At 64.6% G+C, this 11,850-nt stretch carries 9 protein-coding genes and 1 tRNA gene; 3 read left to right on the top strand and 7 right to left on the bottom strand.

Features of this window, described 5'->3' with window-relative positions; genetic code table 11:
* Window positions 1–156: 156 nt before the first annotated feature.
* Window positions 157–1,536 (bottom strand): TolC family outer membrane protein, encoded by a 1,380-nt coding sequence (locus ACYQ4T_RS20805; protein WP_459858355.1) that lies wholly within the window; start codon window positions 1,534–1,536, stop codon window positions 157–159.
* A 46-nt stretch (window positions 1,537–1,582) separates the two neighbouring features.
* Window positions 1,583–2,236 carry a protein-L-isoaspartate O-methyltransferase family protein gene (locus ACYQ4T_RS20800; protein ID WP_459858353.1) on the bottom strand — a complete coding sequence of 218 codons (654 nt, stop codon included), beginning with the start codon at window positions 2,234–2,236 and terminating at the stop codon, window positions 1,583–1,585.
* 178 nt (window positions 2,237–2,414) lie between these two features.
* Here ACYQ4T_RS20800 and ACYQ4T_RS20795 point away from each other — a divergent pair.
* A tRNA-Cys gene (locus tag ACYQ4T_RS20795) sits at window positions 2,415–2,488 on the top strand.
* A 251-nt stretch (window positions 2,489–2,739) separates the two neighbouring features.
* Here ACYQ4T_RS20795 and ACYQ4T_RS20790 read toward each other — a convergent pair.
* The 3 genes from ACYQ4T_RS20790 to ACYQ4T_RS20780 all read right to left on the bottom strand — a co-directional run bounded on the left by ACYQ4T_RS20790 (window position 2,740) and on the right by ACYQ4T_RS20780 (window position 7,824).
* A complete protein-coding gene (locus tag ACYQ4T_RS20790) occupies window positions 2,740–4,137 on the bottom strand; it encodes a TolC family outer membrane protein (RefSeq protein ID WP_459858351.1) in 1,398 nt (465 codons plus the stop codon).
* Between the two features lie 182 nt (window positions 4,138–4,319).
* Window positions 4,320–5,648, bottom strand: a complete 1,329-nt coding sequence (locus ACYQ4T_RS20785) for an HlyD family type I secretion periplasmic adaptor subunit (protein ID WP_459858349.1) — start codon at window positions 5,646–5,648, stop codon at window positions 4,320–4,322.
* Between the two features lie 10 nt (window positions 5,649–5,658).
* Window positions 5,659–7,824, bottom strand: a complete 2,166-nt coding sequence (locus ACYQ4T_RS20780) for a type I secretion system permease/ATPase (RefSeq protein WP_459858346.1) — start codon at window positions 7,822–7,824, stop codon at window positions 5,659–5,661.
* Window positions 7,825–8,176: 352 nt separating this feature from the next.
* Here ACYQ4T_RS20780 and ACYQ4T_RS20775 point away from each other — a divergent pair, with 352 nt between their 5' ends.
* Window positions 8,177–8,770 (top strand): hypothetical protein, encoded by a 594-nt coding sequence (locus ACYQ4T_RS20775; RefSeq protein WP_459858344.1) that lies wholly within the window; start codon window positions 8,177–8,179, stop codon window positions 8,768–8,770.
* A gap of 231 nt (window positions 8,771–9,001) precedes the next feature.
* Here ACYQ4T_RS20775 and ACYQ4T_RS20770 read toward each other — a convergent pair whose 3' ends face one another.
* Both ACYQ4T_RS20770 and ACYQ4T_RS20765 read right to left on the bottom strand, forming a co-directional pair.
* A complete protein-coding gene (locus ACYQ4T_RS20770) occupies window positions 9,002–10,567 on the bottom strand; it encodes a methyltransferase regulatory domain-containing protein (RefSeq protein WP_459858342.1) in 1,566 nt (521 codons plus the stop codon).
* A 92-nt stretch (window positions 10,568–10,659) separates the two neighbouring features.
* Complete coding sequence (locus ACYQ4T_RS20765) at window positions 10,660–11,253, bottom strand: ribbon-helix-helix domain-containing protein (RefSeq protein WP_459858340.1); 594 nt, start codon at window positions 11,251–11,253, stop codon at window positions 10,660–10,662.
* Window positions 11,254–11,493: 240 nt separating this feature from the next.
* Between ACYQ4T_RS20765 and ACYQ4T_RS20760 the strand changes: the two genes are divergently transcribed.
* Window positions 11,494–11,847 carry a hypothetical protein gene (locus tag ACYQ4T_RS20760; RefSeq protein ID WP_459858338.1) on the top strand — a complete coding sequence of 118 codons (354 nt, stop codon included), beginning with the start codon at window positions 11,494–11,496 and terminating at the stop codon, window positions 11,845–11,847.
* The last annotated feature ends 3 nt before the right edge of the window (window positions 11,848–11,850 follow it).

Genomic DNA, 11,850 nt, shown 5'->3' with positions numbered 1-11,850 from the left:
GCGCGGAATCACTGCGCCAAAAGCCATTGCTCCAGCGGTGTCATATTAATGAGTCTTCGAAATTTACTCAAGGAATGGGAAGCGAAACCCGCGATTCCACAACATCTTGCGCGTCGTGACTCCGAGTCGCGCGGCGCGCGACTCGCGGTTTCGGCGTTACTGCACCGCGGGTCCGGTGCCCCACCACTTGTTGCGCACGTTGTTGTAGTGCTGCGCGGGATCATAGAGCGGCACGTTGAGCGCCAGCGCCTTCGCGTTCAGCTGGCCGACCGCCTGCAGCACCTGATAGCGCGCGATGACGAGATTGGTCTGCGCGGTGACCAGGTTCACCTTAGAGTTCAGCAGTGCCTGCTCGGCATCGAGCACGTCGAGCACGGTGCGCGCGCCGACGGTCTGCTCCTGCCGCACACCCTCGAGCGCCACCGTGTTGGCGCGCACCTGCTCCTCGAAAGAGGTGATCTGCGCCTGCGCGGTTTCGAGCGCCTGCCAGGCGGCGACCGCCTGCTGTGCGGCCGAGCGGCGCGCTTCGTCGAGCTGGCGGCGCGCCTGCTGGTAGAGCTGCTTGGCCTGACGCACGCGGGAATCCGGCGCACCCGCCTGATAGAGCGGCACCGTCAGCACGCCGAGGATGGTGCCTTCGGTGGTCGAATCGCGATCACTCGCCTGCTCGTCGGCGCGCGAAACCGAGCCTTGCAGGCTGACCGAGGGCAGCAGCTCGGAGAACTGGGTGTCGATGTCGTCCTTGGTCGCCGCCTCGACGAATTGCGCGGAGATGACGATCGGCGCCTGTTGCGACATGGCGACGACGTCATCCTGCTTCAGCGGCAGGTTCGGCGGGACATTCGGCATCGACAGCTGCACCGGCTCCTGGCCGACGATCTGGCGATAGACCGCCATCGAGGCGGTGAGGTCGCCTTCGGCCGCGATCGCGGCGGCGACCGCGCCCTGCAGCGAGGCCTGCGCCTGGCTGACGTCGGTCTTGGTGACCTCGCCGGCCTGGAAGCGATCCTGCGTCGCCTGCAGCTGCTGCTGCAGCACCTTCACGTTGTTCTGGTTGAGCTCCAGGATCGACTGGTTGCTCACCACCGACATATAGGCCTGCACCGCTGCGAACAGCACCTGCTGCTCGGTGTCGAGCAGCTGGGCGCGTCCGGCCTTCACCCGGTTCTCCGCCGCCTTGGTGCCGGCGACGGTGCCGAAGCCGTTGAAGATCGGCTGGGTCAAGGTGAGGCTGTAGGTGTGCGGATAGAATTGCCGGTTGCGGTCGACGATGAGATTGTTCGGTCCCGGCTTGGTGCCGTCATGGCTCCATTCCACGCCGGCGTTCACCTGGCCGGTGACGGTCGGACGCCAACCGCTCAACGCCTGCGGCACGCCTTCATCGGTGGAGCGGAGCTGGGCACGGGCGGCGTCGAGCGTGGGATTGCCCAGATAGGCCTGGCCCAAGGCGCCATTCAGATCCTCGGCCTCGGCGGCAACGCCGGCGGCGAGAAGTGCGAAGAGCGAAACCGCCGCCAGTTGCGCAACGCGTCTCATCGATTCTTCCCTCCGGGGACCACGGCGTTCGTCATGCAGTTGCAGGCTAGAACACGAAGCGTTGCGGCCGCGTGAAGCCGGGCAGGACTTCGGCATCGGCATCGAAGATCGCGCGCTGCGAGACCACGCCATCGGCCCGGGTGAAGAGCGTGCCGCGCCCGACGACGCCTTGATCCTTGATCACCACCGCGAGCCGCCCGCGATCCGCGAGCTGGGCCGTCAGCGCTTCCGGAACGATTTCCGCCGCCCCATCCACCAGGATGAAGTCATACGGACCGTCCCCCGCCCGCCCTGCGGCAAAATCGCCGGTGACGACGCTGCAATTGCCGATGCCGAAGGCACCGAGGATCGACTTGGCACGTTCGGCGAGTTCGGGCGCCGATTCCAGCGCCACCACCTTTTTCACCAGGCGTGCGAGGATGGCGGCGCTGTAGCCGGACCCCGCCCCCACCACCAGCGCGGTGTCGCTGGGCTTCAGCTGCGCCACCTGCAGCAGGCGCGCCAGCACCATCGGCTCGGTCATGCGGCGGCCCGCGCCGATCGCGACCGGGCGGTCGATGTAGGCGAGCTTCTTCTGCGCGTCAGCGACGAAGGCCTCGCGCGGCACGGCCGCCAGGGCCTCGATCACGCTGGGGTCGGTGACCTTGTTGGTCTTGATCTGGCTGTCGATCATGTGCTGCCGGGCGGCGGCGTAATCCATGGAAGATCCTCAGGGTAGATGTCCCCGGCAGGGCGAGGACGCCAAGTCGATTCAAGTGTTTATAGTCGCTGCCCCGACGCCAGACAACACGCAGGCAACGGCCCCCGGCCCGATCCGCCACGCCCTGCAACTTGGCTTGATTCCGGCGGTTCGGGGCCTTATAGGTGCCGCTCCCACCGGCCCGGTGGCAGAGTGGTTATGCAGAGGACTGCAAATCCTTTGATGTCGGTTCGATTCCGGCCCGGGCCTCCAAACCCTCTCTCCGACAATCCGTGACGTGAAGCCGAGCGCTGGATCTTGAGCGCTCAGGCTGCATGCCCCCATCCCTGCCTTCCCCCTGAAGGGGAAGGAGTTCGGTCGTCCAGTTGCTCGCTCAAGAGCCGTCTCTCCTTTAGGGGGAGGGTTGGGCGGCCCGCAGGGACGACGCCTGGAGGCAAGGTCCAAAAACGAAAGGCCGCCGCCCTTGCGGGCGACGGCCTTGGCTCGAACCCGATCCCGAGAGATCAGGGATTCTTCTTGGCGTCGTCGATCTCGCCGACGGTGCCTTCCACCGGGTAGGTGAGCGCCACGGATTCGACCAGCTGGCCCTGCGAGGCGAGGATGCGGTAGTTCGCGAAATTCTCCTCGGTCTGCGCCGAAATCAGCTGATCGTTCGAGATGAACAGCTCGTTGGCGGCGTCGAGCACGTCGAGCAGGCCGCGCTGGCCGATATCGAACTGCTGCACGTAGCCGTCGTAGGTCTGCTGGTTGGCCGCAACCTGCTTCTCCAGGAGCGCGATGCGATCCTGCTGGGTCTGGCGGGCAGCCCAGGAGCTGCGGACGTCCTGCTCGACCTCACGCTCGCGGACACGGAGCTGCTCAAGGCTCTCGGAGCGGCGCTCCTTGAATTCCTTGATGCGGGCGATGTCGGCGCCGCCGCGATAGATGTTGTAGCGCAGAACGAGCAGGAACTGCGCGTTATGGTCCTTCTCCTCGAGACCGCTGTTGTAGCGGTTGACCGAGCCCACGGCCTCGAAGTTCAGCTTCGGATAGAGCGCCGAGTTCTGCTGGCGAACTTCAGCTTCCGCGCGCTCCACGTCATGCTTGGCGAGACGGACCTTCGGGTTGTTCTCCAGGCCCTTTTGCACCGAGAGGTCGACATTCTCGGCGAGGCGGGACCAGTCGGCATCCGTGATGTCCTGGAGGTCGGTCGCCGGAACGCCGACGACCTGCAGGAAAAGGGTCTGGGTCTCGCGCAGCTGGCCTTGGATGTCGGTGTAGGTCGAACGCGCGGTCTGCAGGCGGGCTTCGGCCTGGCTGACATCGGCGACGTTGCCGCCGCCGAGATCGGCGCGCTTCTGTACGAGACCGAGGGTCTCTTCGTGCTTCTTGATATTCTCTTCGGCGTTCTTCAAGCGCATCTGGTCGCGCAGCACGTTCAGGTACTGCTCGGTGGCGTCGAGCGCCGAGACTTCCGACTGATCCTGCACGCGTTCGGCTGCGGAATTGACCCGGGCCTTCTGGCGCTGCACTTCGCTCGCGGCTTCAAAACCGTCGAACAAGCGCTGCTGCAGGGTGATCTGCGCATCCGTGCGCACCAGCCAGCGGCCGTTGTCATGCGGGCCCTGGTTGAGTTCGGCCGGCGGGGTATCCACGCTGCCGCTCTCGGTGAATTCCGGACCGCCGTCGATCTTAACATCGATCTGCGGATAGTAGAGTCCCCAGGCCTGCCGCAGCTCCTGATCGACCGCGCGCCGATCCTTGGCGACCACGCCCACTTCCGGGTTGGTGGTGAGCACCAGCTGAATGGCGTCCTTCAACGACATCGCTTGCGCACCGCTGCTGGCGCTCAAAACCAATCCGAGCGCCGCACCAAGCAACAACGCACTCCGCGAGTGTTGCTTCAAGACCACAGTCTTCATCTAAAAAACTCCCCACACCTGACTAGATCAGCGCGAGCATCCATCCAAACGCTCTCGCTAATCCTAGGAAATCAACCGGTTAACCGAACAGACTATCGATTCCACCCGACAGCTTTTTACCAGTTTCCGAAAAGACACGCACCACCTTTTTCCAACCCTTCCGCACACTTATTAAGAAGTTGCTAGCGTTCGGTGAGCGCGGTCTCCCTCGCCTTCAGGATCGGCTTCAGGAGGTATTCGAGAACGGTCTTGTTTCCTGTCAGGATATCCACAGTGGCGGTCATGCCCGGGATGATGGGCAGCTGCTCACCCTGCTTGCCGACCAGAAAGTTCTTATCCGTCCGGAGACGTACCCGGAAGAACAGCTCCTTCTTCTCGTTTTCGATCGCGTCCGCGCTGATCTGCTCCAGCGTGGCATCGAGCCCGCCATAAATGCTGTAGTCATAGGCGGTGATCTTAACCTTCGCCTTCTGATTGGGGGCAATGAAGCCGCGGTCCTGCGGCCGGATTTGCGCCTCGATCAGCAGCGAATCTTCGATAGGAACAATTTCCATAATGTCCTGGGCCGGCTGAATGACGCCACCGAGGGTTCGGGTCTTGATCTCCTTGACCGTGCCCTTGACCGGGGAGCGCAGCTCGGTCCGGCCAACCTTGGCGCTCGCCTCCTTCATGGATTCGTTGACGGACGCGAGGTCGCTTTGCTGTTTGGCGATCTCGCCGGCGGATTCCGCCTTGAAGGTGGCGACCGCCTCGCTGAGCTTGCTCTGCGCTTCCTGCAGCGCCGACTTGGCGCCCGGCAGCGAGGCCCGCGCATTCGCCATCTCAGAGCGATAGTTCTGCGCTTCCTGCTGTGCCTTCAGCAGATCGACCTTGGAGGCCGCGCCCGCGCGAACCGCCGGCCCCAGAATATCGAGCTGCTGCTGCGCCACGTCGAGACCGGCTCCCGCTGAGGATATCTTGGTGCTGATGGCGTTGATGTCCTGCTTGCGCTGCTCGATCTGGTCGCGCAGCGTCGCCAGCTGCGCCGAGAGCTGGGCCTGCCGGATGACGAACTGGCTCTTCTCCTGCGCAACCTTGTCGGGCGCATCCCTCACCACGTCTTCCGGAAAGGCGATCTCTTCGGGATCGGACTTGCCGGCGATCTCGGCGTTGAGCCGGGCGATCGCCGCCGAGGCGATGTAATAGCGCTGCTTCAACTCGGAGAGGCTGAACGTCGCGGTCGTGTTGTCGATGACCAGCAGGACCTGGTCCTTCTCCACGACATCGCCTTCGCGCACCCGCATCTCGGCCAGCTGGCCGCCGTCCAAGCTCTGGATCACCTGGGTCTGGCTGGAGGGAATGACCTTCCCCTCGCCGCGCGTGATCTGGTCGAGGCTGGCAAAATAGGACCAGACCAGGAAGCTGAAGACGACGAACAGGATCGCGCCGAGCAGAATATGCCCGAAGCGCTGAATGCTTTCGCGCTCAGTTTCAGCGGGATCGATCCAGAGATCACGGTTGGTCAGCGACATGAGTGGGTCCTTAACCCTCGTTGGCCCGGATACGGCCCTTCATCAGCGCGTCGAGCACACCGGCCTTCGGTCCGTCGGCCACGACCTTGCCGCGGTCGAGCACGATCAGCCGGTCGACCAGCGAGAGCATCGAGTTGCGATGGGTGACCAGGAGCAAGGTCTTGCCGGTCACGATCTCGCCGAGGCGGGTCTTGAAAGTGTTCTCGGTCGAGTTGTCCATCGAGCTGGTGGGCTCGTCGAGCACCAGGATCGGCGGGTTCAAGAGCAGCGCGCGCGCGACGGCGACCGACTGGCGCTGGCCGCCCGAGAGATAGCGGCCGTTCTCGCCGGTCGGCATGTCATAGCCCAGCGGGTGCTGGCGCACGAACTGATCGACGCCGGCGAGCGTCGCCGCGCGGAGGAAGGAATCCTCGTCCACGTAGGGCGCGCCCAAGGTGATGTTGTCCTTCACCGAACCGAAGAAGAGATGCGGATCCTGCAGCACGCAGCCGATCGACTGCCGGAGATCGGTCGGGTCGAGCTGGCGGATGTCGGTGCCGTCCACCAGCACCGCGCCTTCCGAGGGCTCAAACAGGCCCATGACCAGGCGCTCGATCGTGGTTTTGCCGGAACCGATGCGGCCGACGATGCCGACCCGTTCGCCAGGCTGGATGCGGAACGAGACGCCGTCCAAGGCCGGGGTCTGCGCGTTGGGATACTTGAAGACGACGTTGCGGAACTCGATGCCGCCGTCGATGCGCGGACGGCGCAGGAAGACCTTGCCCTGCGGCCGCTCGACCGGCAGATCCATCAGGCGGTTGAGGCCCTTCAGGCTGGTCCAGGACTGGTGGAAGCGCACGATCAGGCCGGCGATCTGGCCCAAGGGCGCCATCGCGCGGCTGGTCAGCATCGAAGCCGCCACCATGGCGCCGGTCGTCAGCGCCGGATAGGGGCTGGTCGGGTCATGGGTGAAGATCTCGTAGCAGCCCACCATCAGCACGCCGACGAAGGCGAGGTTCGAGCTCATCACCACGAAGTTGATGGCGATCGTCGACCAGAAGCGCGATTCCATCGCCGAGGACGACGAGGCGGCGACATAGCCGTCCCAGTCGCGCTGCATCTGGCCTTCGGCGGAGGCGGTCTTGATCGTGTCGAGGCCGTTGATGGTCTCGACCAGCATGGCATGCTTCTGCGCCATCTCGCGGTAGGAGCGCTCGACCGCCTTCTGCATCGGCGCCTGGACCGCGATGCTGACCAGGATCACCGCCGGAACGAGGATGGCCGGAACCAGCGCGACCGGGCCGGCGATGATGAAGATGATCACCAGGAAGACCAGCACGAAGGGCAGATCGATGACCGCGGAGAGCGTGGCCGAGGTGAAGAAGTCGCGCAGCGTTTCGTAAGACTGGATGTTGGAGGCGAAGGCGCCGGCCGATTGCGGCCCGGCGGCCATGCGGATCGACAGGACATGCTCGAACAGCGAGGAGGACACTTTCCTGTCGAGCGACTTGCCGGCCTTGTCGAGGAAGTAGGCGCGCAAGGTGCGAAGCAGGAAGTCGAAGACGAAGATCGTGATGGCGCCCAGCGCCAGCACCCACATCGTCCCTTCCGCCTTGTTCGGCACGACGCGGTCATAGACCTGCATCGAGAAGATCGAGGTGGCGATGGTGAAGATGTTGATCAGGAGCGCGGCGACGACCACCTCGCCGTAGACCGGGGTGAACTTCGCGACGTTGGTCCAGAACCAGTTGCGCGGCCTCGCCTCGGTGAGATCGGCCGACCGGGTATCGAGCCGGATCTTCGGCCGCACCACGATCTGGACGCCGGTATAGACCGCTTCCAGCTCGGCCAGTGGATACGAATGGCTGCCGTCGAGATTGTCCGGCGTCGCGACCTCCGCCATGCCGGCGCGCGGCGGCGAGAGCAGAACGCAGGCCTTGCGGTTCTTCAGCAGCAGAACCGCCGGCAGGCTCATCTTGTCGACCTGGTCGAGCTTGCGACGGATCTGCGAGGCGGAAAGGCCCGAACGATCGGCGGCGCGCAGGAAGAGATCGGGAGTGAGGCCGTCGTCGCCGACCGGCAGGCCGCTGGCCAGAGCGGCAGGCGACTTCGGCGAGCCGAAAATGCGCGTCATGATGACGAGGCAGGAGAGCAACTGATCGTCGCGGGTGGTCGGGCCCGAATATTCGATCGGCACCTGCGGCGCATCACTGCGCACCAGTTCGGCCGCGTGCAGTGGCGGCGTCGCGGCGGCGGGCGCCCGCGGCGGGACACCGGCCGGCGGCGTTGTACCCTGCTGTGCAGGAGCCGCTTGCGGCGCGACGCCCGCTTGCGGTGCGGAAGTGGGCCGAGCCGCGCCGGCGGGCGAGGTCGAGGGAGCGGAAGCAGATGCGGTCGCAGCCGGGCGCGGTGCTGCCGCGGTCGAAACGGGCGCAACACTTTCGCCGGTGCCGCGAGGGCTCGAACCGGAGGCGGCCGCTTCCGACGAAGGTGCGTTGGTGCTCATCTGGCGCGGCGCATCCATAGTCTTTTCTGCGGCGGGTGGATAGGTGGAATTCGAGACCGGTGCGGCGGCGGCCGGACGCGGCGGCTGCGGCGCGGGCTGGCGTGGCGGTGTCGAGATGCTCGGCGCCACCTTGGGCTCCGCGGCTTTCGGCGCCACCGGTGTGGGTTCCGGCGCGTTCGTCTCTGCCGGCTTCACCGCGACGGGTTTCGCTTCGGCGGCCATCGGCGTTGCTTCAGCGGCAACCGGCTTCGCCTCAGCCGGTGCGGGCTTCGGCTCGGGAGCTTTCATTTCAGGCGCCCGTGCTTCGACCGGCTTTGCCGCGTTCGAAACACTGCTGCGCGGCTGGATCTCCGCGGCAGGCGCCTGGCTCGGAGGAGAGATCTTCGGTTCAACCCGCTTCGCCTCGACCGCGGCCGAAGCCGAGAGCGCCGGCGCCGACGGCTGCAAGCCCAATCCTGCACGCAGCCGGCTCAACGGCGTGTCTTCCACCGCAACCGGATCGCCCGATCCCTTCGCCGAAGCCGCCTTCGGATCGAGGCGGCTGCCGAATTTGAATCCCATAATCCCCGTCTCTTTTCCCACGGACCGGCGAAACCCAACCGATCGGCCTATCCCTAGCAGCAGGATAAAGCATTAATCATATAAACCCTTGGCAAATGATTAACAAATGACATCCGACACACTTCGGTGTGGCACCGCTGCATTTGCCTTAGGATCGTCAGTTGGTCGCACATCCATGTGAGCCGGTTGGTGACCGGCAGCACATCAAGACGACTGCATTCTGCTCCAGGGATCGTTTATCCGGCGTGACAGAACGCGCGCCGAAGCGATGGCAGCGGAACGGGCGATTCCGACCATGAGATTCAGACTAAGCCGCCTCCACCACGCCGTAGCGCATCAAGGTGGGAACGGCGCGACTGAGGAAGCGACCGACGATCTCCCCGGTCTTGGCCGCCGCTTCCTTCTCATCGGTAATCGGCGCGCCGTCCTTGTTGACCCGGACGCCGCGGCTCTTCAGCTCTTCGCCGACCGCGGCGGCGAGCTTCGCCGTCGGAACGCCCTCCTCCAGCAAGGCGAGCGCGACGGCATCGAGTGAATCGATTGCGAGACCGCTGCCGGCCTGCGGCGCGATCAGATACTGGCGGCTGATCGACTGCCGTCCCAGTTCGATCAGTCGACGGTTGATGTTGTCCACGATGCGGACCCGCTCCGGTTTCGCCGGCAAATCGCTCGGCTGGAACGCCGATCCCACGGGAATAAGCTTGCCGACGGCTGACATCAGCAACACGGTTCGCTCCAGCTCCTGGATATTCTTCTTGGCGCCGGTGGTCTCGATGATCTGCTCCAGCGACAGCGACCCCTTCGCCAGCGCCTCGCGGATGAGCTGCGCCGACTTCTGGTCGAAGCTGATCTCGCCGCGCGGCACCTTGGTCTTGTCGGTGAAGTCCTCGACCGGTCCCGGCAAGGCGAAGCAGGCATTGCGCAGATGGCGCGACATCTCGTTGCGCTGCAGGCGTGGATGGCCGCGCACATAGACGTCGCGGCGGAACCGCTGTCCCACCAGGAAGTCCTGCGCCAGCTGACGCAGCCGGTCGGTCGGCTGCTTCTTGCAATAGGCCACCGCCGGGTCCGGCATCATCAGCTCGAGGTGGTTCTCCATCAGCGTCGCCGAGCCGAGATAGGTCAGCTTGGCCGCGGCCATCTCGTCCGCCACGTCAGCCGAATAGAAGGTGGTCCAGCTGGCGTTGAGATATTCGTGCGCGAGGTAATTGGTGGCGCGCTTGGTCAGCTTCCCCACCTGGTCGGCGGCTGTCGGGTTGGCGCGGAAATAGCCGAGCTTCAGCGCCGCCATTTCCTCGGCATCCTTGGCGGCCTTCTCGACCCGCGCCGCGCTGTCGCCGTGATGGGTCTGGCCGAATTCCAGCAGCAGGCGGCGGATCGGCGCTTCGTTAGTCCATCCGGGCAGGCAGTTGTAGCTGTTGTAGACGATGCCGCCGGGCTTCAGCTTCTTGTAGATGAAGCGCTGCACCGCGGCCCGCGTCGCGTCGCCGATCCAGGAATATATCCCATGCAGGGTGACGAAATCGAACTCCGGCAGATCGACTTCGAGCAGTTCCTCGAAGGCCCGCTCGATGAAATGGGCGTTGTCGATGCCGAGCTGCTTGGCGAGGTGCTGCGCGGTGTCGATATGCGCGGGATTGAAATCGACGCCGTAGAAGTTGCCGCGCGGGAAGCAGGCCGCGAGCACGTTCACCGACTGGCCGAGACCGCAGCCAAGGTCGATGTGGTTGAAGCCTTCGTCGAGCAGGCGCGGATGCGCGCCGTTGGCCATGGCGACATGATTGAGCCAGGCCGGCGACAGCTCGCGAAAGAAGCTGCTGGTGTAGCTGACGTCGGTAACATAGCCCTGCGACCAGCCGGCTCCGGAGCTCATGCGCTTCCCCTCCCCTTCGCCTTTAACCGGCGTTCATGCCAAGCTTCGCCGGCGGCATGGGCGTCGCGGTTCTGTGCGCTCGCCCAGCCTGCTCAGCCGACGTCAATCATGATGATGTAAATGAGATCCGTGTCCGAGCGACGCAGGACCGGGCAAATCGTCGCCTTGGCCATGATCAGCCGCCCCGGACGAAGACAGACGATGCGCGCCGGAAAGACCTGGTACTTGCCCTGCCCGAACTGCTCGACGATCTGGCCCAAGGTCAGGGTCGACTTAACCTGAAAATACTGGTCGACCGGCCGGCCGACCAGGGCGGATTCCGCGAGGCCGAGCCACTTTTGCGCTGGCCCGTTGGCCTTCTGCACGGCGTTGCGGCCATCGACCACGAAGCAGGGCGCCGGCGAGGCGTCGGCGATCAGTGCCGCCGAGATGCCCTCACCCGACATCTGCGTCAGCCGGACCTTGGATTCCAGCTCCTCGATCTGGGTCTTCAGCTCGGCAAGGCACTGCGCGCGCACGGTCGCCGAGAAGTTGCCCTCATGGTTGGTGGCGACCGCCAGCTCATCGACCAGCTGGTTCAAGCGCATGTTGCGCCGCGCCGCCGCCTGCTCTAGAGCGTTCCAAGAGCTGTAGTCGAGCTTCAGGGAATAGCGACGCCCCTTGAACTGGACGACGCGATGGATCAATCGCGGGTCCGGGATCGAAGCGAGCTTTATCGAAGACGTGCGTTGGGCGGTCGCGTCCGACAAGGCCGAGCAGCTCCCATCTTGAATTCCGGCCGCATCCCGATCAGCCTCTCCGATCGTCTCTGGCGGCCAGCGCACAAGCGTGTGCGAAAACGCTGTTTAGCACAATGTGGAAGTGGTTAATATACCCTCCAGCAGACTCACACAACTTTTGCCGCTTGGAGCGGCCGGGGGAACACAATGCCATTCGTGAGACGGGACGCCGCAGGCCGGGTCACTTCCCTGCACCGGGAACAAGAAACCCAGGATCTTCAATATCTTCCCCTGGATCATCCGGATGTCGTTGGGTTCCTGGAGCCGATCGGGGAACGGCGCAATCAGGGGCGCGGGGCGCTGCTGCAATCCGATCTGGAGATGATCCGAGTCTATGAGGATCTGACCGACATCCTGATCGGCAAGCGGATCGTCGCGCTCACCGACTTCCCCCAGGCAGCCCAGGAAAAACTCATGCGCCGCAGGCGCTTGCGTTCGTCCTTGAGCCCGATCACAGAAGCCTTGGGCGTGCCCACGGACGACGACGGCCTGCTGCCCTGAACC

Source organism: Dongia sp. agr-C8, from assembly GCF_054658695.1.
The sequence above is the reverse complement of the archived record's forward strand: the minus strand, read 5'-3'. Positions and strand labels throughout refer to the sequence as shown.

What these genes read in the sequence shown, in the direction of transcription:
- ACYQ4T_RS20805 (WP_459858355.1), bottom strand. Translation starts at nt 1,536, where the DNA reads ATGAGACGCGTTGCGCAACTGGCGGCGGTTTCGCTCTTCGCACTTCTC.
- ACYQ4T_RS20800 (WP_459858353.1), bottom strand. Translation starts at nt 2,236, where the DNA reads ATGGATTACGCCGCCGCCCGGCAGCACATGATCGACAGCCAGATCAAG.
- ACYQ4T_RS20790 (WP_459858351.1), bottom strand. Translation starts at nt 4,137, where the DNA reads ATGAAGACTGTGGTCTTGAAGCAACACTCGCGGAGTGCGTTGTTGCTT.
- ACYQ4T_RS20785 (WP_459858349.1), bottom strand. Translation starts at nt 5,648, where the DNA reads ATGTCGCTGACCAACCGTGATCTCTGGATCGATCCCGCTGAAACTGAG.
- ACYQ4T_RS20770 (WP_459858342.1), bottom strand. Translation starts at nt 10,567, where the DNA reads ATGAGCTCCGGAGCCGGCTGGTCGCAGGGCTATGTTACCGACGTCAGC.
- ACYQ4T_RS20760 (WP_459858338.1), top strand. Translation starts at nt 11,494, where the DNA reads ATGCCATTCGTGAGACGGGACGCCGCAGGCCGGGTCACTTCCCTGCAC.